Here is a 26,184-nt window from a genome sequence, read left to right as displayed (position 1 = left end):
GAACATCTGTTAAAACACGAAGCGGGCGCCGTTATAGAGAATAAAAAAGGTCCGTCCCATGAGTGGGGACGGACCTTTTCTGCTAGAAGAGGGTGCGTTTGTTCATCCATGCCCCCAGCTTTGTAAACGGTCTGCGCTTTTGCGTGTAGGTGAGTGCCTGCGGCTGGCAGAAAGCTTGATAGTCGACTTTCTCAATGAAAAGAATCAAACGGGCTAGTGCGAATACAAAGGCCAGCGTGGACCCAATCGAGAAACTCAGCCCATAGCCGTCATAGCCGAATGGGAGGAACAACAGCGACAACCCGAGATTCAATAGGAAAAAGATGATGGATGTCCACATGGCTCCCTGCCGGTCTTCGAAATAGAGGAGGATCAGTGTAATCACAAGAACCATCGCATTGGCAAACGCACCGATGGTCGTAAAGCGGAAAATGGAGGCAATATCAGGTTCTAGGGAAAGGAAGGATGCAATACTTCCAATCGTCAGAAGGATCAGCAGGGAAAAGAGCCCCTGGCTGCGGATCAGACGCTCCATTTCCTGCTTCAGAACGCGCTGCATCGCTGTTTTCGCAGTCTTGATCTGGGAAAGCGTCCCCCCTTCATTGATATAACCGTAAAAGACACGGTACCGCTCATAAAAACGCGTTTCAACGGAAACGACGAAAATGATCAGCGTTGGGATGATCGTTAAGTACGACCAGAATATCGCCGTATCATAGATGCGGTGGTACAAGAAAGATTCTAAAAGGAAGCCGTTTCCTTCACCGAACCAGATCACCCAGTTACAGACCCAGATGCCGACATTGTACAAGAATCCCGTCCAGAATAAGGAAGGGAAACGGTCAAAATAGTCCAGATAGCTGAATTGGTTCTCCTTCGACCTGGTTGGAAACGTCATGAGCATCGACATGAATAACCCGAACAACGTCACGAGCATGCCTGACGTAAATCCGGCAAGCAGAAAGAAGCTGTTGGAGTGCTCGAACACCGGAAACCAGGAAGCGTTTTTTCCAAACAGGAAGACGAGAAGCAGAGCGGCTCCGCCTCCGGCCAGGAAGCTGTAGGCCACGGCCTGATAAAATTTCGCTGCGCTGAGGAACAGGAACAGCACCCAGATGAGATTAACGGTCACATAAAGAATCAACATCAGCCATTTGAAGTAGTAGGGAAGAGGCGAAATCAAAAAGAAAATCAACCAGCTGATGAAAGCAAGTCCGAGCGTCACCTTTGTCATCCCGATAAACGTTGGGAAAATGGCCTCTGTTCGTCGTTCATAAAACAGGTCGGCGGTGTACCGGGTGACAACTAACTGCTGCACACCGAAGAGGACCTGGGAAAAGATGAAGCAGTAGGCTACAGAAAGGTTGAACAGCTCCCTCTCCTGCAGATCAAGCAGGGAGAAGAAAGAGGTCATCCACTGGATCACAGCAATGGTCGCAATAACGACCAGCCACGGACCGGAGGTGACCAGTCCTGCAAATGCGTAGGCTTTAATCCGCGAGGAGAAGTAGTCCTCCTGAAACAATTTCTGCAGCTTAAACCCGATGCCGGCCATAAGCCATCCCCCTTTCTGTGTACAACTCTGTATACTGATCAATGAATTGGTGCACTTGATAATACGTTTCTGCCCGCTTCTGTCCATTTATTCCGAATTTCTCAGCTTCCTGAGGGTGCTCATAATACCATTGGCAGTGTTCAGCAATGGCTTTCGGATTCACGGGCGGGACGACAAAGCCTGCCGGTCCGAAGGGATCATCTTCACGTCCATACATCAGCTCAGAACATGACCCCACATCTGTGACGACATAAGGAATCCCTGCTGCCATACCTTCAAGGACGGCCAGCGGCTGCCCTTCTGAAATACTTGTCAAGAGGCAGACATCAAAGTGAGGAAGGTAGTCTATGATATTGACCTTACCCGCAAGCATGACGCAGTGATTTAGACTCAGCTGTTCAATCATCAGCCGGCATTCCTCGGCATACTCTTCCTCTTCATCCAGTGGTCCCATAATCGTCAGCTCAAAAGGGACCCCTTTGTCATCGAGGATTTTGGCGGCATTGATCATCGTTTTAATATCCTTGATTGGAACAACGCGGACAATCGCCCCGATTTTCAGAACATCTGTTTTGGGAACTTTGACAATTCCTGAAAGCCGGTCATAATGGATGCCATTTGGAATGACAGCCAGCTTGTCTTCATCAGCACCAAGTTCATGTTGGAGCCGGCTGTTGCGGTCGAAAAGCGTAATCACATCATCCGCTTCCGTGTAGGCCTGCTTGGATAAATGGTGGAAAAACTGGACCCAGCGTTTTTTATAGTACTCAGGAATCCATCCAGCCTGCAGGATTTCCTCCTCACGCTCTCGTGAATAGATGCCGTGTTCCGTTAAGAGATAAGGAATTCCCTGACGCTGCTTGATGGCAGCAGCAATCAGTCCGGCATAACCCGTGGACGCAGAATGGATCAGATCAAGGTCCGGGAAGTCCGCCTGCAGCAGCTCGAGGACAGGCGTGAACATGCCGCGCCACATCCAGAAGTAATCGATGAAGGAACCCGACTGTTCTTCAATCCGGTAGCTTTCCTGGACCATGTTCCAGAACAGTTCACTTGAAAACAGTGCTTCGGTCGAACCGATTTTTTTCTTGAAGATGTCCAGTACATCCGGCGGAAGACTGCGGAACATCATCCAATCGGTCAACATATGCTGTTCTTCTTCAGTCAGTTTGACGCGCCGCTTTTTTGCGGCTGGTTTTAGATTCAATGGAAGGTTAATGACTTCCGTGATATTGGAAGGAAGCTCGTAGCGGTAATCGTCAGCGGTCATTTCCTCCGGTGTAATGGCAATAATGACGAATTCATGCTGAGGCATCTGTGCAGCAAGCATCTGTACCCAGCTGGCCACGCCGCCGCTTACGTAGGGATAGCTTCCTTCAACGACCATTCCTATTTTCACAAGGCTTCATCCTTTATCGTAATTTCAGCATACGGCTGTTTAAGGGTCACTTGATAAAGTGTGCCGGATTCACCGAGAGATTCGACATCTCCATAATCAAAGGAACCGGTCTCGATCCTTCCTTCATTCAATCTGACAAGAACTGTGGAAGGGGAGAGGAGATTTTCGCCCTTGATAACGATCTGCTCGTCCTGATAGGTTACGTCAATGACAGAAGCCTGGTACTGTTTCATTTTCTTTGTGGCGTCCGTTTGCCGCATCCCCTTCAGGTGTGTGTAGTGATCGTGAATATAATGGAGCATATCTTCATAAGACTGCCTCATTTCCGGCCATCCACTGTCTCCGGCCCGGTATGGATCGAGCACATCATCCGGGTGGATGAAGTGGGCGAATACCCCGAAGTTCGCAATCGCATCAATCTGGACGAAACGCTCTTCATCGGTCTCCCCATACCCACTTGAAATCCTTGGGAAATGGTAGATGGATGGAAACTCACTGTTTGGTTCATATTCCTGTAAGAAGGCTCCCGTCTCCTTGTCACCTGTATACAAGCCGGATACAGCTTCAAGTTCCGGAAATACTTCATGCAGAGCGCGCACCCCGGTTTCGTTTAACACATTGGAAGGGGGGACATAGGAATGAACATCCTTTTCCTTGAAGTAGTAGTTGAACAGTTCGTTCACTCGGTTTAGAGACTCTTCCATCTCGCCTTGATTCTGCCAAGGACGGTAGCCGTATTCAGGATCGATCGGTTCATCTGCTGTTACAAGAGACTGGTGATTATATCCATGGAGTCCAATTTCCCCGTCCTCCTTCAAAACCTTGCGGCCGAAATAAAGCATTGGGAAACGTCTGGTTTCAATCAGGTCTTCTGCTGTCATATCCATCGTATCCTGATAGGTTCCAATTAAGTATCCGGTATAAATCACATCTTCTTCTTCGCCGATCCGTTTCATATCCTCCCACCAGACTTCAGAATAAAAATCTTCCACAGTCAAATCGTAATCCCGCTGGATCACATCTGTCGTACCGCTTGGAACAGGAGAAGGGAAGTCATCAATGTGCATCACCTTAATACCCGCCTGTGAGGAAACGAATGTGGGAGGCAGGAAGGAAAGGGCCTGCAGCATTAGTCCACGTGAGGTTTTTTCTGTAACAGAAGAGGTGTTCCAGAACATGACCTTCCCTTCTCCGTAATTGTTCGCCCATAAAATCGGGTGATCTTCTGCTGAAATGTAAACATCGGCGGTTTCAGCGAGTTCAACATCAGCAATGCTGTGGGAAAACAACTGGGAATCCTCACCTAAATCCATATATCCAGGGAAAACTTCCTTCTCAAACGTCAGCCCGTATATATCGTCGAGGAAATCTTCCACATCTTCCAAGCCGATCAGTTCATTCCAGTTGGGATTGATGAAGCGTGAGGCAATATACAGGTTTCCTCCCTTTTCCACGAAGGAGCGGATTTCTTCATACGGCCATTCTTCGGAGTGCTCACCTCCGAGAACGAGTACGGTATAAGGGGAAGGCGTCAGCTCTTCCATTTCCTTTTTCGTTATCTCCTTATAGGAAACCTTAGCGTAGTCCATGGCGTATTCCAGGTTTTCCAATGCGTCCTTGGACAATGGGGTGTCATTTTTATGCACATAAACCTGAAGTTCTTCTCCTTCTGTGGGACTCTCCTCCGTGCTCATCGTTTCCACCGATGTTTCTTGTGCCGTTTCGGCAGGAAACCACTGATGAAACATATCGAGCCGCATAAATTGCAGAATGATAATGGCAGCTGTGAATAGAAGGAAAAGAACCGAAGCATAAATAGTGATTTGTTTTTTCACAGTGTTTTCCCTCCCATCTGTTGGATAATGAAGCGTTGGCTTTCAGGGATGTCCTCTGCCTGCACATGTTGGAAAAGGTCGTTGAGCACAGGCTTGATGTTTGTCCAGTCGCGTCCTGCATAGTATATTTCAATCAATTTCAAGTAGCCTCCTGGATGGGCCGGGAAGCGGCTGACCATCTCACGGAAAGCTTCCACCGCTTTTTCCTCTTTTCCACGACGTATGTAAATATCGCCGAGACTGCGGTACATCCATGGTTCTTTTTCAAGTTTCGGAACCATTTCTTCCAGCAGTTGTTCATATTGTTTCTCGAGCCGCGCCTGTCCGTTCTCATCAAGAATACCACTTCCCAGATAACGTTCGTACACGCTGCATAAACGCTCGAAAGACATGGGTGCTTCCGGGGCCAATTCTTTTCTGGCATGTTCCAGTTCTTTTTCAAACCGGCTGGACAGCACGTTCATGGTTGTAGCTGCATAGTGGACGGTTTCTGAATTGTTGTGGGTCAGGCCGAGGTTCAAGTGCCGTCCTTTATTGGCGATATCGGAATTGATCAGACTGACAATCAATTCCTTCTGGTTGACGCCATCGTTCCTCAAAAGGGCATCGCTGATGGGCGATAAATCCATGCTTGATGATGCTTCATAACGCAGGTATTCAAGATTCAACGGCGTGAATGTGACATAATCATCGTAATCATCAATCATGTGATTGCTGCCGGACGCTTTCGCAGCCAGCCAGGCGGCCAGTCCGAGAAGCTCTCCGATGATCGGGAGGAATACGCTCGTAATGGCGAGCCATGTGACGGTTCCTTTTTTGTCATCATGCATCCTTTTTCGAAGCAGCAGGGAAACGATCAGAATAGCGAGGCCGTGAATAACATAGAAAAAGATCAGCCAGTAGGGTTCCTGGAAATTAACCAATGTAAATCCCGCCTTTTGTATCGAGTGCTTTGTAAATCCGCTCTTCGACGATGGATGCATTCTCGGAGCTCGTACCTGGAAGCAGGAAGTGGAAATGCTGCTCCGTCTGGTCGTAGCCCATAATGTCCAATTCTCTCAAGTAGGCACGCAGGATGATTTCTGCTTCCACGACCGACATTTCCCTGTAAGGGCTGACATCGATGGAAACGACACTATAAGGCACCCCGTATTTCTCCGCTCGTTTTTCCTGAAGCTGAACAAGTTCGTCAAAAGCTTCCTTATCATAAATACTTGTGCCTGGATACATCTTCTGCTCTTCTTCTTTACGAAGATACTCTCCAGCTCTTTCGATCCGGTTGGCCATCCAGTCGAGCACGAGAGAGAGGATTTGAACTTCATATTTTGTCAGTTTGGCAAAATCAAGTTGATCAATCACGAGGATTTCCCGTACGTCCTGATTGTAGACGATCGGTCCGATCAGCACTGGAGCATCGGCTTCATCATCAACCGTCTTTAAAGTAATGGTTTTGTTCTTCAGTCCCCGTGAGAAAATCGAGGCCGCATCATCAATGAAAATCGTCTGCGGAAGTCGTTCGGTATTTCCTTTTCGAACGCGGAGGCGCAGTGATTTCTTAGAAGAGTCGACATGATAGACAGCTAAGTCTTCCGCCTCAAACAGGTCTCCGATAATCGTAACGGCCTCGTTTCGGACAAGTTCTGGAGAAGGCTGATCAAGCGTCTTTCCGACTTCGTAAATCCTGGAAAGCGTGTACTCGGAATCAAGGACTTTTGCCTGCATGACCCGTTGAGACCGTTCCAGAGCGGTTAAGGATGTTTTTAGTTCCTCATTTTCATCCTTCGTTTCCTTCAGCACATACTGCTGACTCTCATATCTCTCCCGGAAGGACGTGCTGTACAGCCCTGTAATGACGCCGGTCAGGAGTAGGAAGAGGAGAGATAAATAATTGGCGGGATCATAGAATAAGAGAAACAAGTCCCCGTCCCGCTGATACATGTCATACACATGATAGAATAGTGCAGCAAAAAAGCTCAAAAGAGCAAAATTCAGACCGTATCTGAGGGAAAACAATAGGACAGCAAAGAAGACAGGGTTAAGCGTCCATTCCAGCATGTTCCATTCCAACGTCTGATCAAGGAATCCCAATACAAAAAATACGAGGATCAGTTCAATAAACTTCCGGATAAAACTGGATTGTTGGTAGAACATCCAATCACCTCCATGTGGATTTAAAATACTTTAACATGTTAAACCTGTGGTATAATGTGGATAAAATTGAATAGAGAAAGGCAAACTTATCGAAAGATAAGGGCGCAAAGACATGGGTCGTAGTTCCTCACAGGAGCCGACTGCCAGTCTGCAATGCCACAGCCGCTCTCTGAATAATCAGGAGGCGTATTATGGGTATACTCACAAAAATGAAACGGAGTTTTCTTGTTGTTTTAGCCGCTGGTCTTGTACTTTCCCCTCTATCTACTTCTGCACAATCTTCTCATCCACTTTCCAATGTGCAGTCCTATAAAATTTATTATGATTCTCCGACCGAAGCAGTCTTGAATAAGATGCAGGCGTATGATGCTGTCATGATTGAACCGGTGTTCTATACTAAAAGCCAGATTGAAACGATTCAGCAGTCCGGGACATTGGTGTATGGGTATATCAACACCATGGAAGCTGATAACTGGAATACGGCGTTGATCAGTCAGCTTGAAGAGTCCGACTTTTTCCACCGGGACGGTGAGCGTGTCTATTATCCGGAATGGGATTCTTATCTGACCGATATCACCTCTGATCATTATCAGCAGGTGCTGCTGGCTGAGATTGAGAAGCAGGTGGCTGATAAGGGTTTGGACGGTGTCTTTTTAGATACTGTCGGCAATATCGATAACGAACACTGCGGATCCGATGTACTGGATGACCAGCGTGCGGGCATGGCCGTCTTCCTGCAGGAAATCCGGCGTCAGTACCCTTCCTTGTCCCTTATTCAAAACTGGGGGTTCGGCACGTTGTCGACCACAACGTATCCTTATGTAGACGGCATTATGTGGGAGAATTACAATTACTCCTCGGTTGCGAAAGATCAATGGTCCCTGGACCGCATGCAGGATTTGAAGCAGCTTCGTCAGGAAACAGGTTTGGAAATACTGACCGTCTCCTTCTCTCAGAAGTCGAAAAGTCAGAGGCTGGCAGAAAGTCACGGGTTCATCCATTATCATGAATCCAGCCATTATAATGCTTGGTAATTATTATACAAAAATTTTCTTGAAAAATGGGCTGAATGGCGTAAAAATGTCGAAAAATGAACAGATCGAGGACTTTTATAAGGGAGCCTAAAGGAGGGCTCCTTTCCTTTTATAGTAGACATATCCTTAATTTTCCTGTACATTCCAAGGTAAGAGATTGATAGAGGAGGAGAGGCAATGATCTTAGTTACAGGCGGGGCCGGATACATAGGCAGCCACATCTGTCTTGAATTATTGGAGAGGGACCATGAGGTTATCGTTCTGGACAACTTATCGAACAGCCACCCCGAATCCCTGCTGCGTGTGCAGGAACTGACAGGGAAGACGTTGACGTTTGTAGAAGGGGATCTGCGGGATCAGGACCTTTTACGAGAGGTTTTCAAGGACTTCGATATTACAGCTGTCATTCATCTGGCAGGACTGAAGGCGGTCGGTGAATCGGTTTCTATGCCGCTGACGTACTATCATAACAACATTACGGGGACGTTGATGCTGTGTGAAGTGATGAAGGAATTTGATGTTAAACAGCTGATCTTTTCGTCATCCGCCACCGTGTATGGCACCCCTGACTCTCTTCCTCTTACGGAGAGTGCATCGGTTGGGGCCACAAATCCTTATGGCCGTACGAAGCTGATGCTTGAGGAAATTCTTCAGGATTTATATGTCTCTGATGAATCGTGGAGTATATCTGTTCTCCGCTACTTTAATCCGATCGGGTCGCACCCGAGTGGCCGCATAGGTGAGGATCCTTCAGGGATTCCGAACAACCTGATGCCTTATATTACAAAGGTGGCTGTCGGTCATTTCCCTGAATTGAAGGTGTTTGGTGACGATTACCCGACGGTTGACGGGACAGGAGTAAGAGATTACATTCACGTCGTGGACCTTGCGAGAGGACACGTGCATGCGTTGGAAAAGACAGCAGGCGAAACTGGAATCGAAACGTATAATCTTGGAACAGGTGAAGGATACAGTGTTCTTCAGCTCGTGAAGGCTTTCGAAAAAGCTTCCGGCCGTAAAGTTCCCTATGCCATAGAGGGGCGCCGCTCCGGAGATATTTCGGAGTGCTTCGCAGACCCGGCCAAAGCTCATTTGAAGCTGGGCTGGCAGGCAGAGAAGACGATTGATGATATGTGTGTGGACTCCTGGAACTGGCGGAAGCAGAATCCAGAAGGCTATACGGGAGAGAAGAATGCCTCCAAGCGGGAGCTTGTCGGACAAGAATAAAAAAGGGAGTGGACGTCACCGTCCACTCCCTTTGGCTGTAGAAAAAGCCTGTGTTAACCAGTTCGAGTTATCCATTTGTCGTGTAAAAGGTCACATTCCGCTTATCGGTGGATGAATGCCGCGGGCACGCCCTCCACTGACTTGGTCAGGAAGACCGCCTGCCCAAGTGGATCTTCGGCCCGTGCTGTTCCCGCAGGCATCACCACCGAACGCTCCTCGTGCCGACGTTGGAATATAGAGGAGAGAGATTGTGCACGAAGCAGGTTCGCAGATTTAAAAGCACGGCATGGGCTGCGCTGTTGCCGCCTGCGTGGAAAACAAAAAGGGAAAGCACAGGCGCTGATGACGACTGCCTGCCGGAATATGAAAAAGATTGTCCTGCATCCAGCTGTGCTGGGTGAAGAGTCTTTTTCGATGTTAAAGAATCCCCAAGGAGTGGCGCCCCTTCCACTCCTGCGGAAAGGGAAGGGGCTTTCGCTCCTGGCGGTAAAAAAGAAAAAAAGGAGTGGACACGCGTGTCCACTCCTTTTTTTCAGGAGGGTTCGTTTCCGAAGGCCTCCGGCAGCATTTTAAATCCGTCAATTTCTGCATCTTCTTCAATTTCAATCATAATGCATCGTTTCCCTTTGTAGTTGACCTGTCTGACAAACTCCAGATCCTGGGGACTGATGGAGATGTTGGCCACTTTCGTGTTGATTTTGATGGATTTCGTCTTGTATTTAGGAACGATACTGCTGGCTTTCAGCTCGTATCCTTCGTTGTCTGTGATCATTTGAAAGGCGTGTTTCACTTTTTCGCCTTCGACCTGCTCGCCGCTTTGGTTCAATACCCGTTCCACGTCCCGGTAATCAAGCTTTGGCGGGGTATCATCCTCATTTTCCTCGACCACTTTATTGATTTCCCCATATACATTGGCGAGGGTGGATGGACTCAGTTGATCCCCGACGACACCGCGGATGACTTCCTCAAATACGGCTTTGTCTTCTTTTGCTGTCATAATCTCTTCGCCGTTTAAGACATCCTCGATAAACCAGTAGTCCGGTTCGTTGGCTTTGCCGGCGGCGTACAGCACGTGGTTGACATCAGAGGTTCCTTCGGTAATGCTCGGGAACATGAATCCCGTCAGCGGGTGCTTCAAGTCAATAACCGGATCGACCTGGATATTGTACTTGAATTCTTTTTCAACATAGTCGAACTGGATTTCCTTTTTCGGCTCTTCCGTCTGGTTGACGCTGCAGAGAATAAACGGGTTGGAGTACACGGCATCGCGGTCACTCTCTTCTGATTCTTCACTGCGTCGTCTCGTCGGTTTTAAGTATTCGGCCCGTATGAAAGTGATGACGACATCTTTTTCATACGGATGGTCCTTGATCATTTTTTCCGTCATGGCGAGCATTTCCTGTTTCCAGTCTTCTACGTTCCGGCTCAAGAGTCCGCGGTGCAGAATGAACTGGCTGGAATTCTCTGCCTCCTGGTTGAACTTCAGTTCGAACAGCTTTTCATCGAGCTGGCCTGTGAGCACTTTTTTGAAGTTGGTCATAAAAAGCTCCTGCTGGTCGCGGTCCAGCATTTCAAACGGCTGGCTTTGATGATGATAGATGTCTGTTGATTCCTTCATAATATAGACGTTGAATATATTCGATATCTTCATCAGATCATTGTCGACCTTCAATTGTTTCCGGATCCCGGCTATGTCTTTTTTATCCATCAATCCCACTCCTACCTCTATGATTCTTTCATTTTATCATAGCTTGGAAGTGCGGCGTTTCACCGTTTTTTTATGGTGAATTCTTCTTTAAGCAGGAAGCCGGCTTGAGGGAAATCGAGACCGGTTTTCCAGCCGCCGACACCCTGGATATCATATTTTTTCACGAGTCTGTATTTGGCCAGTATGGACCGGGCGTCCTCGAACCACACTTCATGAATGTCGCCCTGAGGATCGGTGTAGGAAAACCACGGACTTTGTTTTTCAAAATCATAATGGATCGGACGTTGGTGCTCCATCGCTGTATCGACAGCTCGCTGCTGGGAATAGGCTTGGACATCTTCAGGATCTTCTGTATTCCAGTCATAGGCGTACATGGCGATTCCTAAGAAAATTTTCTCTTTCGGCATGGCTGTTACTGCATAGTTCATAACAGCATCCACCTTCTTGATCGGTGCAATGGCGCCGGGCGACCCACCCATCCAGTGCCAGTTGTACGTCATAAGAAAAACGAAGTCGACGGCCCCGCCGATGGTGTTGTAATCATAGGCTTTGTGGTGGGCAGGGGTGTAGGCGCCGGTCATCGGCGGCAGGGCGGCTCCGACTTCTCCTCCTATTCTATGAATCCGGGTGGAAAGCTGCTGGATGAATGTATTGAAAGAAGCCCTGTCCTTTTCGTGCAGACTTTCAAAGTCGATCACGACCCCTTTGTACTGCTTTTCGTCCACGAGGCCGGCGATATTTTCAATCAACGCTTTTCGTTTCTTCTCATTAGACAGCAGACGGTGGGCCAAATCCGGATCGAAGCCTTCTTTAGTTAAATTAGTGATGGTGGCATGAGGGATCAGGCCTTTTTTCCATGTGCGCGATATGGAGTCTTCACCGTTCAGTCGGCTGAGTTCTCCACTCTCGTCCGGCCGGTATTCGAACATGCCGAGGGCAGATAAATAATCCCCATAATAGTCGATGGACTGTTGATTTTTTACTGGGCTGCCCGGAATGAAAAATGCTCCAGCGGTAATCGGCTGTTTCCGACTTTGCGGGATATGGATTTTCTGCCCGGGCGTGATGACGCTTCCGCTGATGCTGTTTCGTTTTTTTAAAGCATGGATGGACGTCTGATGAATCCGGGCAATCTTCCAAAGTGTATCCCCTGTCGTTACGTTGTACGCATTCCCAGGTATGATCACGGACTGCCCGGGCATGATCTGCGAACTGTCCGTTATGCCGTTTATCGTTTTCAAACGGTCTGGCGTTGTTTCATACTGTGCAGCGATTTTCGATAAGCTGTCCCCGGGCTTCACTGTGTAGAGGACGCTTGCAGAGACAGGTGCTGTGGAGAGGGAGAAAAAAATAATGATGGTAAGTAGACCTGTACGTTTCATAATAACCTCCAACTATAGAAAGAGGATTCCCCTGAAAAAGGGAAATCCTCTACATTCATTTAGTTATCTTGTTTTGCTTTTTTGGATTTGCGGGCTTTTTTCGCTTCTTTCTGATGAGCTTCATTCGCAGCAGCACTGCCGAACTCCTCAGAAAACTCTACATCGGCCTGTTTTGGAGCAAACCCTTTTTGGTTCTTCTGCTCTGCTTGGTTTTTCTTTGTTTTCTTCGCCATCGTTCTCCACCTCCTTGTCCCTGATAGTATGTTTCTTCTTCGGTCATCTCATGTAAAAAGAGGGAAGAAAATCATCTGGAATCGATTGGGTGAAGGAGGTATAATGGAACAACAATGATGATGGAAAATGTAGATGGAAAAGGGGCGCGGGCCTTTTTCCATCTATTTTTTCTTTCCTGAACAGAAAGGGACAAACATATGGATTTCTTCACAAACATGGAACAACACACGGGAGTAAAACTGAACGATGTCCAGAAGCAGGCGGTTCTTCACACAGACGGCCCGCTGCTCCTGCTGGCATCACCGGGATCCGGGAAGACGACGACACTGAATATGAAAATCGGCTACCTGCTTCTTGAGAAAAAGGTGAAGCCGGAGCGGATCATGGCGATTACTTTCAGTAAAGCATCGGCCCGGGACATGTCCGATCGTTTTGACCGGTTTTTTTCTTCCCTCACGAATGAAAAGGTGCACTTCTCAACGATTCACAGCTTCGCCTTTCAAGTCGTTCGGGAAACTCTCCAGAAAAGAGGGGAGGCCTTCCAGCTGGTCGAGGGGAGTGTCAGTGATGAAGAACTCAAAAAGGGTTTTCATGGCCCGGACGTACCGCTCCACAAAAAGTTTATTTTGAAAAAGATCTATGAGGACATTCATCAGAAGCAGATGTCAGAGGATGAAATGGATGAACTCATGACTTACATCAGCTTCGTGAAAAACCGGATGCTGGCAGGGAAAGAGCTGGAGAAGGTTTCGTGTCAGGTGAAGCGGGCGGCTGATATGTATAAAGAGTACGAGCGGTTTAAAAAACAGCAGGTTTCTGATCGGCTTCTGCTCGATTTTGACGATATGCTTACGTACGCCCATCAGTTTCTTTTAGAAGATGCAGAACTGCTGGGCCGTTATCAGAGCCGCTTTGAATATGTGCTGACCGATGAAAGTCAGGATAACAGTGTGGTCCAGCATGAAATCGTGGAGCTTCTGGCGCGTCCGCACAACAACTTATGTGTCGTGGCGGATGATGATCAGTCGATTTTCATGTGGCGGGGATCCGACGTAACGAAGCTGCTTCAATTCGAGAAGGTTTATGAGGATGCTGCCGTGATGACGATGTCGCAGAACTACCGGTCATCGAAGGAAATTGTGGAAGCGTCCAATCAGTTTATTAAACGGAACAAAAACCGCTATCCGAAGCAGATGTTTACGGAAAATCCGTCCAACGCCCCCATCCAGATGCAGACGTTCAGCAATTATGATCAGCAGCTGACCTATGTCGCGGAAGCTGTGAAAGCAGCCTCACCGGGGGAGGAAACGGCTGTTTTATACCGGAACAATTCATCAGCGGTTCCACTGGCAGACAAGCTTGATAAGGCCGGTATCGATTTTTATATGAAGGATATTGATGCCAAGTTTTTCAAGCACTGGATCGTTGAAGATATATTGAACTTCATGCGCTTCAGCTATAATGATCAGCGGGTGGATATCCTGGAGCGGATTCATACGAAATTCAACGGCTATATCACGAAAAAGCAGATCGCTTTTTTGAAGAGAACACACCTCTCAACCTCTATTTTTGATGTGTTGAGAGAAGAGGATATCCCTTCGTATCAAGACAAAAATCTCGCTCAGGCGAAAAAGAGGTTCCATGAAATGAACACCATGGAGCCCGGCAAGGCCATTCGTATGATCCGGGATAAGCTCGGTTATGACAAGGCGGTCACGAAAATGTGTGAGAACTTCGGCTTCAATGCGGAGCATCTATTCGGCATTCTGGACACCCTTGAGGAAATTGCCCACGGTCTCGGTTCATTAAAGGGCTTTGCAGACAGATTGAAACACCTTGAACAGCTGATTCAGACGTCGAAGTACAACAAAAATAAAGCTCCCCTGACTCTGACGACCTTCCACAGTGCTAAAGGGCTGGAATACGACAATGTCTATATGATCGACCTTATTAACGGGGTGGTGCCCTCCAAGGATGACATGGAGCGGTATCGAAGTGAAGACCGCGCGCCGATGGAGGAAGCGGTCCGGTTGTTTTATGTCGGCATGACGCGGGCACGCTCTCATCTTGAACTCCTTTCCTATAACTATAAAGGCAGTGAGCGGGTTACAGAGTCCATTTTTCTTATGAATGTCCGCCGCATTATCCAGCCGGAAGGGGAGAAGAAGAAAAAGGCTCCGGTCCGTCCGGCTGTCGACTTATCAGATGAATCGCTGCTAAAGGAAGGGGAGATGGAGCTTGGGTTGAAGGTGTCCCACCGGAAATTCGGAGCGGGCATCATTTCCGAATATGGCGGGGATCAGATCGGAATCCAGTTTGAGGAGCATGGATATAAGGAGCTGCTGCTGGCGTTCTGTCTGGAAAACGGATTGTTGAAAAAAGCGTAGAGACCGGCGGTTCCGGAGATCCAGAAGGCCGATCTCCTCTTGCCTGCATAATAATTATTCAAAAACTGCCGGGGATGATCCCAGCGGTCTGAAGAGGATACCCGTCAAAGGGTATCCTCTTTTTTGAAATTTCTTCACAATCCATTCAATCCTAAGAAAAGTGGACCGATAGTCATGAGCAGGGATACAACCGTAAGGGTGATCAAGGCACCGCGTGGAAGCTTCCGTCTTTCTCTTCCTTTGTACCATCCACTGAATTGAAGGTAATTCCTATATATAATAAATAAAAAGACCCATACGCCGGCTGCTCCAACCACTCTGTATGGATCATGAACGTCGACAGCTTCGTAAAGCGGTCCAAGCACGGTAGACCAGAGTACTGCTCCAATGAATGGAAGCAGCAGGAGAATACGGAGAAGTTCAAGGAGCATCCATGCTGTTGGTTTCACAGAGATCCCTCCTTTTTTATGACAGTGTAGTCTATTTTGAAGATGTTGGAAAGAGTCAAGCGGCCCGTCCGGGTTAATGGGGGGATCGCGTTCCGGAAAGCTGAATGACAGAGGGGATGGGAGGAAAACAAGGTGGATTCTCGGCAATCAGCTGTGTCATAAACGGGCGATCGCTGCGGATGTAGACAAGGAGAATGATATTTAAATAGCAGAAGCTCATCCGCGGGCGGCTATAATAAGCAGACGGAAGAGAAAAAGCAGGCGCTCAGTAAAAAAGCGTCATTCTTTAAAAAACAGCTCCAGGACGGACACTTTCATACGGAATAAACGTACAGGGGGACTGTGCGTTTTATTTTTTATTGACAATGATAATCGTTATCAATTATGATATAGGTGTGAATCAGGAAGGGAGAGAAGACAATGCAGGAATGCTTATTTGTTGTCAAATCCTTTACGTACGAAAAAGGAAGTCGTCAATGCTCGTGTCATCAAACAATCCGGTTTGATAAGGGAGATCGTTTACATATTGTTCAAAATCCATACGCTGTGGCCAACCGTGGCTGGTATGTGCTCGTGCGGAAAAATGAGGAGGGCGCTTTTCCAATGTCCGCCCAGTTTGTCCAGGACCTTTATGACCGCCGTGCAGTTTCTACGAAAATGGATATCCAGCTTGCTCTCAACTATCACACGTATAAAATCAATCAGGCGTTGGAATGGAAAGATGAGGAGAGTTTCCGGACACATGCACGTCTCCACGCCCGGCTTTCCGGTTACCTTGAAGACAGCCTCGTAAAGGGTGTGTAACCTATGGCACGCATTTTCATTGGCTTTGCCAGCATGTCCGGGAATACGGAGGAAATGGCGGACTTGATCAAGGAGCGTCTCGAAGGAGATCATGACATCCACTTGGAAGAAATAGAAGAAATCGAGCCCGATTTTCTCGCCGGTTTCGATGCGGTCCTTTTAGGATCCTATACGTGGAATGATGGAGATCTGCCTTATGAAGTGGAAGATTTCTACGAAGACCTGGAAGACATCGATCTGACGGGTAAAGGTATTGCAGTATTCGGATCAGGGGATACCTCCTACCCGCAGTTCTGTGAAGCAGTGAACCTTTTTGAAGACAGGTTAACGGCTGTCGGTGGAGAGCGGATGTCGGAAGGATGGAAAGTAGATATGCATCCCGATAAGGAAGAAGACTTGACACGTCTGCAGGTTTTTACAGACGAAATCATCGAACATCTGGGACGATTAATACAATTGAAATAAATTTTTCAACAGTGGCTTTTTACAGGGGAGCGTTTACATGCGCGCCCCCGTAGGGAGCCTCTTTTTTATGGGTTGGATTGGAAAAATAATGGCAGTACTTTTTTATTTCTCAAGCGGTTTTCCTGTGCTATACTCCCTCAATGTGGCTTTTATAAACCATAAATTGTTTGATAATTCAAAGGATTATGTAGAAAAGGAGTATCATCATGATTTTCACACAAGCCCTTATCCAAGAGCCTATGGCGGTCTTCGCCTATTTAATAGCTATCGTCGGCATTGTTTTCATGTTAGCGACAGTTGACTATGCACCACTGAAAAAATTCTTCGGCTATCTGCCGCCGTTGATCTGGATGTATTTTCTTCCGATGTTGTCGACGACATTCGGCATCATCCCGCAGAGTTCTGACCTTTACAGCTTTTTAAGTACTTATATGCTTCCGGCAGGTCTGCTGCTTCTAATGATCAGTACGAACGTTCCGGCCACTTTGAAACTCGGCGGAAAAGCGGTCCTCGTTTTCCTGGCAGGAACTCTCGGAGTCGTCGTCGGCGGCCCGGTTGCTTTCGCCCTGTTCCAAGGTGTGCTTCCTGATGAAGCCTGGCGCGGAGTCGGAGCGCTTGCCGGAAGCTGGATCGGTGGTACCGGAAACATGGGTGCCATGATAGAAGCCTTCAAGACCCCGGATGATATTTTAAGTCCGATTATTCTGACCGATACACTCGTTGGAATCGGCTGGATGGGTGTCATGATCTCCCTGGCCAACTTCCAGGATCGATTCAATAAGTGGAACAAGGCAGATAACTCTACAATTAAAAAAATCAACGAAGATATTGCTACCGACGTGGCACGCAACGCTAAACCGCTGGAGCTGCCACAGTTGTTTGCGATTCTGGCGGTCGGTTTTGCCGGTTCATACTTGATCCGTTTGTTTGCTGATTTGTCATTCATCCCGAAATCTGATGTGATGAGCACATCGACTTGGACATTCCTGCTTGTTACCGCTGTTGGTATCCTGCTTTCCTTTACGAAGGTGAGGAAGCTTGAATACTATGGTGCCAGCAAAATTGGGTATATGGGAATTTATCTGTTCCTTACCGGAATAGGGGCTCAAGCGAATCTTGCAGATATTGTTCAAGCTCCTGAATTTCTCTTAATGGGAATGGTGTGGCTTTCTATTCACATACTCTTTATTTTCACTGCTGCCCGTCTGCTTCGTGCTCCATTGTTCTTCGTCGCTGTCGGATCACAGGGGAATATTGGCGGGACAAGTTCTGCGCCGATTGTAGCGTCCGTATTCCAGCCGGCTCTTGCGCCAGTCGGCCTTCTCATGGGGATTCTCGGAAACGTCGTCGGCATGTACGCCGCTCTCCTATGCGGCCAGCTCGCCCGGATGATTGCCGGGGGCTAAATAAAAGACCCGCCTCATCTGCATTTGCAGGAGAGGCGGGTTTTTATTATAGAAGAGACAGTAGGTTTGGACTGGATATAGAAAAGAGAGGCATGAGATTGGTAAACGTCGATACAAATAAAGAAGCTGCCTAATGGCAGCTTCTTTTCGTTAAGCAGACTTTTGATCTTGTTCTTCTTCGGAGTCCGATCCAGCCGCTTCATTAAACTCTTCTCTGAACGACTTGAGCAGACTGACGATCATCAACAGCAGTATAATGGTTAACGGGAACCCGCTGATGATCGCTGCGGCCTGTAGACCATCAAGTCCTCCAGCCCCCATTAAGATCATGGCGATCGCTGTCAGGATAATACCCCAGCTCAATTTCATAAAGAATGGAGGGTTCAAGCTTCCGCGGGACGTCTGCATTGCAAGGACGAATGTGGCGGAGTCCCCGGATGTGATGAAGAACGTCATAATCAGGATAACGGCTACAAAGGAAAGCAGACCGCTGAATGGAAGCTGGTCAAAGACATAGAACAAGGAAGATTCCATGGACTGACCGGCTACGTTGACGCCTTCCACAAAGTCGAAGTAGATGCCGGCTCCACCGAACACGCCGAACCAAAGGGTACAGACAAGAGCAGGGGCAATAACAACCGCCACAATAAATTCACGTACAGTACGTCCTTTGGATACACGGGCAATGAAGGAACTCACAAATGGCGTCCAGGAAATCCACCAGGCCCAGTAGAAAATCGTCCAGTCTTTTACCCACTGGTTGTTTTCTGCATCAAACGGGCTGAAGCGCATCCCCATCTGAACGAAGTTCTGCATGTAGTTTCCAAGGGTTGTGGAATACGTTTCCAATACAAATCCCGTAGGTCCGAGCAGCAGGAAAGCTGCAAATAATACGACAGTCAGAATCAAGTTGATGTTACTGATGTATTTGATGCCTTTAGAAAGGCCGGAAGCTGCTGAGTAGATAAACAGCACGGCTGTTATTCCCATAATGATAAGCTGGACGCCGTAGTTGTTCGGCACGCCCCATAGATACGCAAGGCCGCTGTTGATCTGCTGGGCACCTACGCCAAGTGAGATGGCGACACCAAAGATGGTAGCGAAAACAGCGATGATATCGACGATATAACCGGCGACACCGTTCATGCGGTTACCGAAGAGTGGCGTAAGGGTAGCACTCATCAGACCCGGCTTATCTTTTTTAAATTTAAAGTAGGCAAGCACGAGGGATACAATCGCATAAATGACCCAGGCGTGCAGGCCGTAATGCAGATAGCTGATTTCAAGACCGAGTTTAGCTGATTCGATCGTCTGTGCATCTCCCACGGGCGGGTTGGCATAGTGGGTGACCGGTTCTGTCAATCCGTAGAACAGCAGGGTAATTCCCATACCTGCACTGAACAGCATCGCAAACCAGGTCGGAGTAGTATACTCGGGTTTATCATCTTTTTTACCAAGTTTGATTTTCCCGTATTTACTGAAGGCAATGATGAAGGCAATAATGAGCATGAAGGTGACGGCGAATTGATAGAACCAGCCAAAACGGTCAAGGATTCCATTCCGAATCGTCATCATCGTATTTAATAGGTGATCAGGGAAAATCGCTCCCCAGCTTACAAACACAATTCCTATTGCTAAAGCAATCCAATACATGGGTGAAAGTTTATTCACGTTATTCCTCCTGAAATGTTTATCTCGTTCGTATAGTTCGTTCAGAAAAAACTTTATAAAAAGTGCATAAACAGAATTATATACGACGCCGAACATAAAATCCAGAAGTTCTAAAAAAGAAGAAATATTCGTAATATTAAAACTCCCTGCCTCAAGGCAGGGAGTTTTAGAAGATTCAGCTGGTGCTTCCCCGTAGATCATTTTCGATTTCTTCAAGGCTTCGTCCTTTCGTTTCCGGTACATACGTATAAACGAATAGGAACGCGAGTATACCGATGACTGCGAATAGAACGAATACCCACGCGGTTCCGATAGCGCCGAGTAGAATCGGGAAGAAGAGGGAGACGACCAGGTTGGCGGCGGACAGCAGCAGTGTCGTAAAGCCTGTGGCAGCCCCTCTCGCTTTAGTCGGAAACAACTCCGGCAGCATGACCCAGACGACAGGTCCCCATGTAGCGGAGAAGAAGATGATGAACAAGCCAAGAAAAACGACTGTCAGCCAGGCAACAGCTGTGGTAAGTTCGGCTGTAAATAAGATGGCAGCCAGAACGGCAAGACTTGTGACCATCCCGGCGTTCCCGATCAGCAGCAGCTTTTTCCTTCCGAGTTTATCGATCGTTGCAATAGCCACGAGTGTCATCAGTACGTTCAGTACTCCAATCCCAACGGTTCCAAGAATGGAAGCAGAATCGGCCAGTCCTGCTTCTGTAAAGATGGTAGGAGCATAATAGATGACCGCATTTATCCCGATCAGCTGCTGGAATATAGCAATTCCGCTTCCGACAAGAAGCATGGGACGGACCCATTTAGCTTTCAGGACATCCCAGGTGCCTTCTTTTTCCGCTTCGATTTTCTTCATCTGTTCCATTTCTTTCTCAATTTCTTTCTCGTCTCTTGTCAATCCCATCACTTTGCGCGCTTCTTTCTCCCGATTCTGTTTAAGGAGCCATTTCGGACTTTCCGGCATAAACATGACGCCTACAGCAAGAACGACGGCAGGAACCGCAGCAAGACCGAGCATCCAGCGCCAGCCTTCAACAGGTGCGAAGGCATAGTTCACAAGATAGGCAAGGACAATCCCGATGGTAATCATTAACTGGTTCAATGACCCCAGCGCACCACGAGAATCCGTCGGCGCCATTTCCGATAGATAAACCGGTACAATGGCCGTTGACCCGCCGACTGCCAGTCCCAGGATGACCCGACCTGTGACGAGCATGGGAACGTTCGGTGCAAATGCAAGGACAAAAGACCCGGCTATGTAGATCAAAGCGATCGTAAACACCACTTTTCTTCGTCCGAACCGGTCGGAAACGTAGCCGCTCAAACCTGCACCAACAATAGCCCCGACGAGGAGAGAACTGACGACAAGCCCTTCCAGGAAGTCTGTCAGTGGGATATCATCACTGATGAATAAGAGGGCTCCGGAAATGACACCGGTATCATACCCATATAATAATCCGCCAAGGGCACCGAAAAAGAAAATCCACCCTTTGCTTATTGAACGATTCATAACATGACCACCTTTTTTTAATCTGCTAAATGGGTTCTACCACGAAATCCTTTGTTAAAAACAACAACTCCTTCCTGATTTTTCATGATACCGATTTCATATTCCTCTGGTATGGGGATTTTGGATCAGTGAAAAATATTGATGCTTTTCTTCTGACAACAGTGGATAGAGGTGGGTTTCGTCTTTTCAGCAGGTTGCAGGATGAAAAACGGGATTTAGCTCAGACTAAAACAAAAGCACGTGGATACAGAAGTTTTTAGTGCAATCCAAATTGGAGGAGTCAGTATGGCGGACAATTCTCAACTTTCTTCTGCCGAAATCGGGACGTTATGGATGACCTACCAGCAAAAGACCATGATTCTCAGGATGCTGGACTATTTTATAGAAAAAGCGGATGACCGGGAAGCGGAAAAGATTATGGTCCATCTGCAGAAGGACATTGAACCCTATGCGGAGAAGATAGAAAAAATATTTGAAAAGCATGGCCTTGAAGTGCCGGTTGGATTTACGAAGGACGATGTGACAAAAGAGGTTCCAAAACTCTACGATAATGGTTTTGATATCATGTTCGTCCGGCTTGTGAAAGAAATCAGTATGGGGATGCATACGCTGAACCTGACGATGTCTTATCAGAAGGATATTATTGAAATGTATCGTGAATTAACCTACCTTACACAAAAATATTATGAAAAGTGCACCCAGTATCTGCTTAAAAAAGGACTTCTTCCACATGCTCCTTATGTCTCCATCCAAAAGCCGGTGGAGCATGTACACGATAAGGACTACCTGAAATTGTTCAAGCCGATCCAAGGGAGACGAGCGTTGAATACAGTGGAAATGACCCATATCCATCACGCAATTGAGTCCAATATCATCGGTATGCAGATGATTTACGGTTTTTCACAGGTGGCCAAAGAACCTGAAACGAGAAAATATTTCCATGAAGGCGGAAATCTGGCTAAAGGGATTGTAAAGCAGCTGACCACAATCATGTTTGAAAATGACACGCCTGCTCCGATGACCTCCGGCGGCAATGTCACCCAGTCCCATCTCTCTCCATTTTCAGATAAAATGATGCTGTATTGTGTCAGTCTGTTCTGCAGCTTCTCATTAGGAGGGAATTCGCTGGGAACAGCTTTCAGTCTCCGGAATGACCTGCCGGCGAAACTTTCCTTATTTATGAAGGATATTTTTGAATATGCCCATAAAGGGGCAAAATTGATGATTAAACACGGATGGATGGAAGAGCCTCCCCAGACAGAAAAACATTAATCATCTTCCTGATTGAATAAAGAGACTTTTTAACGGGAAGGTACATGGTAGTCTGAATGGGAGGGTGTAAACCATGAACAAAATGAACCGAGGAATAGTTACAGCACTGTCAGCGATCGGAATCGCACAGGCATTGAAAATTGTCACCCATAAACGAGTGCATGGGGTGTGGGACGTGAAACAGGTGGCGACCACCGGCGGAATGCCAAGCTCCCATTCTGCAGGTGTAGCCGCGCTTGCCTCCTATATTGCAGCGAATAAAGGGTCTCGTCATACAGAAACCGCCCTGGCTGTTATTTTTGGTGTCATCGTGATGTATGATGCACAGGGCATCCGCAGACATACGGGAGAAATCGCCCAGCTGGTCAACGACCTTGAAGATAACGTCGCTCAAATATCCGGTGATTTTCCCAGCCTTGAATTTGTAGAGCGTGAAAAAGAATTGAAAGAACTGCTTGGACATCAGCCTGTTGAAGTCCTGGGAGGAGCCCTTTTAGGTATTGCGCTCGGTTATGCTTCCGCACGCGTGGAAGGATAAGCGTCACCCTCATGTAAGGAGGTGGAGCTTATGGGAAAAACAGCAGGTCGGCGTTCAAGGACGAACGTGGATGAAGTGAAGCGCTTGAATGTGTTGTCCGGCTTTTCGTACAACCAGGTCAAAGCACAGCTGGCAAAAAAACAGAAGTCATAAATAATGGGAAGACCCGGCATATAGCCGGGTTTTTCATGTTTAGGAACATCGGAAAATGGAGAGATGAAAAAAAGGGGGGATCCTATGTCCATCAATCAAACGATTCTGCTGTTATTGATCGGTTATCTTATCTTCACCCTGGACAAAAAGCAGGAAAACCTTCCTGTTCCCATGATCCTGGTGTTTATTGGGGTCGGTTTGTCGTTTCTTCCCTACTTTTCAACCATTGAGGTAACAGAGCATCTGATTTATCATGTATTTCTTCCCGCTCTGTTATTTGTATCTGCGTACCGCTTCCCTCCGGAGGGATTCAAAAGAAACAGCCCGTTGATTATCTTTCTGGCTTCCATCGGCATCATAGGAACTGTGGGTATTCTGGGGGCTGCGATTTATGCGGTGACCGGTCCATTCCTTTCCCTGTCCCTGACAGGGGCGATGTTGATGGCGGCTGTTCTGACTCCGACAGACCCGGTTTCTGTCGTGTCGATCTTGAAGAACTCGACGAGTGATGACAAGATGGCGGATGTTGTGGAAGGAGAGTCCCTTTTAAATGACGGAACCAGCATTGTCATTTTTTCTGTTCTGATGGGGATGTATACAGGGAAGTCCGATGTCTCCCTGCTGTCCTTTTTTGGTGAGTTCGTACTCGTTTCCTTCGGGGGGATCGCTCTCGGAGTGGCCTTTGGCTGGTTGATCAGTAAAGGGGTCCATTACACGCACAACCGTGAATACCAGGTTATGCTGAGCATCGTCCTGGCCTACGGGATTTTTAACCTGGCTGAATATCTCGAAGTTTCCGGTGTGCTTGCAGTCGTATCCGCTGGTCTGATGCTGTCTTTTGAATACGGAAGAACGATTAAGGAAGAGCACTTTAAAGAAACCCTTGACGGTTTCTGGGGAGTTGTAGAAACGTCGGCCCTTTCTTTATTGTTTCTGTTGATTGGGATTGAAGCCGCAGGGTATCTCGTTTCGACGCTTTGGGGACTGGCCGCTGTCGTTTTTCTTCTGTCCATAGTCGTTCGGTTCATCGTCATTGCCGGTTCTACGCAGCTGTTCCCCAACTGGCGGAGGAAAATCAGCTGGCGCGAGTCTGCGCTTTTGACATGGGCTGGTTTAAAGGGAACGATGTCCATTTTTCTCATTTTATCATTTGAAGCCGAAGTGGGCGGAGGAGGTGCCTTTACAGCGCTTGCCTTCGCTGTTGTGATCATCTCGCTTATCCTTCAGAGCGCAGGTGTTGCACCGATTTCAAAAAAACTATTGAAAGCATAAACAGAGCGGGGTCCCATGAGGATCCCGCTCTGTTTATGCTTTAGGAACAAGACTGTATGCTGGTTAATTTACGGCATTTGGAAAAGGATAAAAGAAAGAGTTCAATCGATTGACATCGACATATCATCTGAATTATGATACCTAAGTCATTAAAACTTATAAATTTACTTGGTATTACGGAGGGAAAATAAAATGAAAAAATTAACATGGTTATTATCGATCGGTTTTCTTGCCCTTGTTCTGGCTGCCTGCGGAACAAGTGGGGAGGAAAGCCAAAATACATCGGAAGGGGGAGAATCCTCTGAAACAGAAGGGAACGGAGAGGAAAACCTTCTGAAAGAAATCCAGGATAATGGGGAACTCGTCATTGGAACAGAAGGAACCTATCGTCCGTATACGTTCCATGATGATAATGATGAATTGACCGGTTTTGATGTAGAAATCGCCAGGGAAGTCGCAGACCGTCTCGGAGTAGAAGCGGTATTCAATGAGACGAAATGGGATTCCATGTTTGCTGGCCTGAATGCGGGACGTTTTGATATGGTAGCCAACCAAGTCGGAATCAGGGAAGATCGTCAGGAGAAGTATGATTTCTCCAATCCTTACATCCAGACATCAGCGGTCGTGGTGACCAACGAAGCCAATGACTCCATTCAATCCTTTGAAGATTTGGAAGGCGTCAATACAGCTCAGTCTCTGACGAGTAACTACCGTGATATCGCAGAAGCCAACAACGCAGAAATTACAGGGGTGGAAGGCTTTAACGAATCCATGCAGATGATTGCGAGCAACCGCATTGAAGCAACAGTCAATGACCGTCTGTCTGTTCTGGACTATATGCAGCAGCGCCCGGAGGCTCCGGTGAAAATTGCCGCTCGTGCGGATGAAGCTTCTGAAAGCGGTCTGTTGTTCAGAAAAGGAAATGAGGAACTTGTGGAAGCTGTCAATGAAGCCTTAAAAGAAATGAAGGAAGACGGCACATACCTCGAAATTTCCGAGAAGTGGTTTGGTGAAGATGTATCTAAGTAATCTATTCACCAACCCTGACATGCAGGAAAAATACCTGGACATTTTTACAAGCTCTTTTCTCCCTTTGGTGAAAGGGGCTTTATATTATACAATTCCTTTGACGCTGATCACATTCGCTATTGGGATCGTGCTCGCTGTCATCACAGCATTGATGCGTTTGTCGAACGTGAAGTTTTTCCGGGGCGTGGCCCGCGCTTATGTTTCCATCATTCGCGGCACCCCGCTTCTCGTGCAGTTATTCATAATCTTTTTCGGTCTACCATCTCTTGGCGTGACCATCAGTCCTTTTTATTCAGCGATTATCGGTTTCTCCCTGAACATGGGGGCGTATAACTCTGAAATTATTAGAGCAGCTATTCTATCCATCCCGAAAGGACAGTGGGAAGCCTCCGAGTCTATCGGGATGACAACCGCACAGGCGTTGAAGCGTGTCATTCTGCCTCAGGCGACAAGGGTGTCCATCCCACCGCTTTCCAACTCGTTTATCAGTCTGATCAAGGATACGTCGCTCGCTTCAACCATTACGTACACGGAAATGTTCCGGAAATCTCAGGAAATTGCTGCTCAAAATTACGAATTTCTACTCGTTTATTCCGAAGCAGCCCTCATCTACTGGATGATCTGTGTGGCTCTTTCGTTTGTTCAGGACCGGGTTGAAAATCGAATGGAAAGATATGTCGCAAAGTAGGAGGCTGATACA

Annotated in this window: 23 protein-coding genes and 1 riboswitch; of the genes, 12 read left to right on the top strand and 11 right to left on the bottom strand. The window is 47.4% G+C overall.

All coding sequences use genetic code 11. The annotated features are described in order from the left end of the window. Window positions 1–82: 82 nt before the first annotated feature. Genes pelG through ACXAJH_RS13925 form a run of 5 tightly spaced genes read right to left on the bottom strand, consistent with a single transcriptional unit; the run spans window position 83 to window position 6,940 of the window. Entirely contained in the window at window positions 83–1,555 is a 1,473-nt protein-coding gene (gene pelG, locus ACXAJH_RS13945; RefSeq protein WP_474972027.1) for an exopolysaccharide Pel transporter PelG, read from the bottom strand. Beyond that, on the bottom strand, window positions 1,536–2,954 hold the full coding sequence (pelF, locus tag ACXAJH_RS13940) for a GT4 family glycosyltransferase PelF (RefSeq protein WP_474967440.1): 1,419 nt from the start codon (window positions 2,952–2,954) through the stop codon (window positions 1,536–1,538). The genes pelG and pelF overlap by 20 nt, the downstream gene beginning before the upstream one ends. Beyond that, entirely contained in the window at window positions 2,951–4,789 is a 1,839-nt protein-coding gene (locus tag ACXAJH_RS13935; protein ID WP_474994289.1) for a DUF2194 domain-containing protein, read from the bottom strand. Before ACXAJH_RS13935 ends, pelF begins: the two co-directional genes overlap by 4 nt. Beyond that, entirely contained in the window at window positions 4,786–5,712 is a 927-nt protein-coding gene (locus ACXAJH_RS13930; RefSeq protein WP_474994288.1) for a tetratricopeptide repeat protein, read from the bottom strand. Before ACXAJH_RS13930 ends, ACXAJH_RS13935 begins: the two co-directional genes overlap by 4 nt. Further along, window positions 5,705–6,940 carry a GAF domain-containing protein gene (locus tag ACXAJH_RS13925; protein ID WP_474967443.1) on the bottom strand — a complete coding sequence of 412 codons (1,236 nt, stop codon included), beginning with the start codon at window positions 6,938–6,940 and terminating at the stop codon, window positions 5,705–5,707. Before ACXAJH_RS13925 ends, ACXAJH_RS13930 begins: the two co-directional genes overlap by 8 nt. A gap of 69 nt (window positions 6,941–7,009) precedes the next feature. After that, window positions 7,010–7,096: riboswitch (cyclic di-GMP riboswitch) on the top strand. Window positions 7,097–7,131: 35 nt separating this feature from the next. Between ACXAJH_RS13925 and ACXAJH_RS13920 the strand changes: the two genes are divergently transcribed. After that, entirely contained in the window at window positions 7,132–7,974 is an 843-nt protein-coding gene (locus tag ACXAJH_RS13920) for a glycoside hydrolase family 191 protein (protein WP_474994287.1), read from the top strand. Window positions 7,975–8,151: 177 nt separating this feature from the next. Continuing rightward, window positions 8,152–9,201, top strand: coding sequence for a UDP-glucose 4-epimerase GalE (galE, locus tag ACXAJH_RS13915; protein ID WP_474972022.1), 1,050 nt, complete (start codon window positions 8,152–8,154; stop codon window positions 9,199–9,201). Window positions 9,202–9,733: 532 nt separating this feature from the next. Here the strand turns inward: galE and ACXAJH_RS13910 are convergent. Genes ACXAJH_RS13910 through ACXAJH_RS13900 form a run of 3 tightly spaced genes read right to left on the bottom strand, consistent with a single transcriptional unit; the run spans window position 9,734 to window position 12,524 of the window. Further along, complete coding sequence (locus ACXAJH_RS13910) at window positions 9,734–10,909, bottom strand: DUF4317 domain-containing protein (protein ID WP_474972021.1); 1,176 nt, start codon at window positions 10,907–10,909, stop codon at window positions 9,734–9,736. 59 nt (window positions 10,910–10,968) lie between these two features. Next, entirely contained in the window at window positions 10,969–12,291 is a 1,323-nt protein-coding gene (locus ACXAJH_RS13905; protein ID WP_474994286.1) for a glycoside hydrolase family 18 protein, read from the bottom strand. 59 nt (window positions 12,292–12,350) lie between these two features. Next, window positions 12,351–12,524 carry a hypothetical protein gene (locus ACXAJH_RS13900; protein ID WP_202409778.1) on the bottom strand — a complete coding sequence of 58 codons (174 nt, stop codon included), beginning with the start codon at window positions 12,522–12,524 and terminating at the stop codon, window positions 12,351–12,353. 198 nt (window positions 12,525–12,722) lie between these two features. On the opposite strand from ACXAJH_RS13900, the gene ACXAJH_RS13895 reads away from it, so the two are divergent. Continuing rightward, window positions 12,723–14,912: an ATP-dependent helicase gene (locus ACXAJH_RS13895; protein ID WP_474994285.1), complete on the top strand. Its 2,190-nt coding sequence runs from the start codon at window positions 12,723–12,725 to the stop codon at window positions 14,910–14,912. Between the two features lie 134 nt (window positions 14,913–15,046). Here the strand turns inward: ACXAJH_RS13895 and ACXAJH_RS13890 are convergent, their stop codons facing one another. Further along, a complete protein-coding gene (locus tag ACXAJH_RS13890) occupies window positions 15,047–15,361 on the bottom strand; it encodes a hypothetical protein (protein ID WP_474994283.1) in 315 nt (104 codons plus the stop codon). A 420-nt stretch (window positions 15,362–15,781) separates the two neighbouring features. Between ACXAJH_RS13890 and ACXAJH_RS13885 the strand changes: the two genes are divergently transcribed. The 3 genes from ACXAJH_RS13885 (at window position 15,782) to ACXAJH_RS13875 (ending at window position 18,036) form a co-directional block, all read left to right on the top strand. Next, on the top strand, window positions 15,782–16,165 hold the full coding sequence (locus ACXAJH_RS13885; protein ID WP_474967450.1) for a hypothetical protein: 384 nt from the start codon (window positions 15,782–15,784) through the stop codon (window positions 16,163–16,165). 3 nt (window positions 16,166–16,168) lie between these two features. Next, entirely contained in the window at window positions 16,169–16,630 is a 462-nt protein-coding gene (locus tag ACXAJH_RS13880; RefSeq protein WP_474967451.1) for a flavodoxin, read from the top strand. A gap of 206 nt (window positions 16,631–16,836) precedes the next feature. Further along, window positions 16,837–18,036 carry a DUF819 family protein gene (locus ACXAJH_RS13875; RefSeq protein WP_474967452.1) on the top strand — a complete coding sequence of 400 codons (1,200 nt, stop codon included), beginning with the start codon at window positions 16,837–16,839 and terminating at the stop codon, window positions 18,034–18,036. A 150-nt stretch (window positions 18,037–18,186) separates the two neighbouring features. Here ACXAJH_RS13875 and ACXAJH_RS13870 read toward each other — a convergent pair whose 3' ends face one another. Both ACXAJH_RS13870 and ACXAJH_RS13865 read right to left on the bottom strand, forming a co-directional pair. Next, window positions 18,187–19,707, bottom strand: coding sequence for a BCCT family transporter (locus ACXAJH_RS13870; protein ID WP_474967453.1), 1,521 nt, complete (start codon window positions 19,705–19,707; stop codon window positions 18,187–18,189). A 175-nt stretch (window positions 19,708–19,882) separates the two neighbouring features. Beyond that, window positions 19,883–21,220 (bottom strand): sugar porter family MFS transporter, encoded by a 1,338-nt coding sequence (locus ACXAJH_RS13865; RefSeq protein ID WP_474967454.1) that lies wholly within the window; start codon window positions 21,218–21,220, stop codon window positions 19,883–19,885. A 285-nt stretch (window positions 21,221–21,505) separates the two neighbouring features. Here ACXAJH_RS13865 and ACXAJH_RS13860 point away from each other — a divergent pair, with 285 nt between their 5' ends. The 6 genes from ACXAJH_RS13860 to ACXAJH_RS13835 all read left to right on the top strand — a co-directional run bounded on the left by ACXAJH_RS13860 (window position 21,506) and on the right by ACXAJH_RS13835 (window position 26,172). Beyond that, window positions 21,506–22,492: a DUF3231 family protein gene (locus tag ACXAJH_RS13860; RefSeq protein WP_474994281.1), complete on the top strand. Its 987-nt coding sequence runs from the start codon at window positions 21,506–21,508 to the stop codon at window positions 22,490–22,492. A 73-nt stretch (window positions 22,493–22,565) separates the two neighbouring features. Next, entirely contained in the window at window positions 22,566–23,030 is a 465-nt protein-coding gene (locus ACXAJH_RS13855) for a divergent PAP2 family protein (protein WP_027955785.1), read from the top strand. Between the two features lie 30 nt (window positions 23,031–23,060). Beyond that, on the top strand, window positions 23,061–23,183 hold the full coding sequence (locus ACXAJH_RS13850; protein ID WP_474994279.1) for a hypothetical protein: 123 nt from the start codon (window positions 23,061–23,063) through the stop codon (window positions 23,181–23,183). A gap of 84 nt (window positions 23,184–23,267) precedes the next feature. Beyond that, on the top strand, window positions 23,268–24,455 hold the full coding sequence (locus ACXAJH_RS13845) for a cation:proton antiporter (protein WP_474991160.1): 1,188 nt from the start codon (window positions 23,268–23,270) through the stop codon (window positions 24,453–24,455). 192 nt (window positions 24,456–24,647) lie between these two features. Then, window positions 24,648–25,484 (top strand): amino acid ABC transporter substrate-binding protein, encoded by an 837-nt coding sequence (locus ACXAJH_RS13840; RefSeq protein ID WP_474967458.1) that lies wholly within the window; start codon window positions 24,648–24,650, stop codon window positions 25,482–25,484. Then, window positions 25,471–26,172 carry an amino acid ABC transporter permease gene (locus tag ACXAJH_RS13835; protein ID WP_027955788.1) on the top strand — a complete coding sequence of 234 codons (702 nt, stop codon included), beginning with the start codon at window positions 25,471–25,473 and terminating at the stop codon, window positions 26,170–26,172. Before ACXAJH_RS13840 ends, ACXAJH_RS13835 begins: the two co-directional genes overlap by 14 nt. Window positions 26,173–26,184: the final 12 nt, after the last annotated feature.

It is taken from the genome of Halobacillus sp. ABD4_316, from assembly GCF_056161385.1.
This window is presented reverse-complemented; position numbering and strand designations above follow the sequence as displayed.

Excerpts from the sequence above, each read along its gene's own strand:
- ACXAJH_RS13895 (WP_474994285.1), top strand. The coding sequence starts at position 12,723 with ATGGATTTCTTCACAAACATGGAACAACACACGGGAGTAAAACTGAAC.
- ACXAJH_RS13910 (WP_474972021.1), bottom strand. The coding sequence starts at position 10,909 with ATGGATAAAAAAGACATAGCCGGGATCCGGAAACAATTGAAGGTCGAC.
- ACXAJH_RS13865 (WP_474967454.1), bottom strand. The coding sequence starts at position 21,220 with ATGAATCGTTCAATAAGCAAAGGGTGGATTTTCTTTTTCGGTGCCCTT.
- ACXAJH_RS13845 (WP_474991160.1), top strand. The coding sequence starts at position 23,268 with ATGTCCATCAATCAAACGATTCTGCTGTTATTGATCGGTTATCTTATC.
- ACXAJH_RS13905 (WP_474994286.1), bottom strand. The coding sequence starts at position 12,291 with ATGAAACGTACAGGTCTACTTACCATCATTATTTTTTTCTCCCTCTCC.
- pelG (WP_474972027.1), bottom strand. The coding sequence starts at position 1,555 with ATGGCCGGCATCGGGTTTAAGCTGCAGAAATTGTTTCAGGAGGACTAC.
- ACXAJH_RS13885 (WP_474967450.1), top strand. The coding sequence starts at position 15,782 with ATGCAGGAATGCTTATTTGTTGTCAAATCCTTTACGTACGAAAAAGGA.
- ACXAJH_RS13860 (WP_474994281.1), top strand. The coding sequence starts at position 21,506 with ATGGCGGACAATTCTCAACTTTCTTCTGCCGAAATCGGGACGTTATGG.
- ACXAJH_RS13925 (WP_474967443.1), bottom strand. The coding sequence starts at position 6,940 with ATGTTCTACCAACAATCCAGTTTTATCCGGAAGTTTATTGAACTGATC.
- ACXAJH_RS13900 (WP_202409778.1), bottom strand. The coding sequence starts at position 12,524 with ATGGCGAAGAAAACAAAGAAAAACCAAGCAGAGCAGAAGAACCAAAAA.
- ACXAJH_RS13880 (WP_474967451.1), top strand. The coding sequence starts at position 16,169 with ATGGCACGCATTTTCATTGGCTTTGCCAGCATGTCCGGGAATACGGAG.
- ACXAJH_RS13855 (WP_027955785.1), top strand. The coding sequence starts at position 22,566 with ATGAACAAAATGAACCGAGGAATAGTTACAGCACTGTCAGCGATCGGA.
- ACXAJH_RS13875 (WP_474967452.1), top strand. The coding sequence starts at position 16,837 with ATGATTTTCACACAAGCCCTTATCCAAGAGCCTATGGCGGTCTTCGCC.
- ACXAJH_RS13850 (WP_474994279.1), top strand. The coding sequence starts at position 23,061 with ATGGGAAAAACAGCAGGTCGGCGTTCAAGGACGAACGTGGATGAAGTG.
- galE (WP_474972022.1), top strand. The coding sequence starts at position 8,152 with ATGATCTTAGTTACAGGCGGGGCCGGATACATAGGCAGCCACATCTGT.
- ACXAJH_RS13840 (WP_474967458.1), top strand. The coding sequence starts at position 24,648 with ATGAAAAAATTAACATGGTTATTATCGATCGGTTTTCTTGCCCTTGTT.
- ACXAJH_RS13920 (WP_474994287.1), top strand. The coding sequence starts at position 7,132 with ATGGGTATACTCACAAAAATGAAACGGAGTTTTCTTGTTGTTTTAGCC.
- ACXAJH_RS13835 (WP_027955788.1), top strand. The coding sequence starts at position 25,471 with ATGTATCTAAGTAATCTATTCACCAACCCTGACATGCAGGAAAAATAC.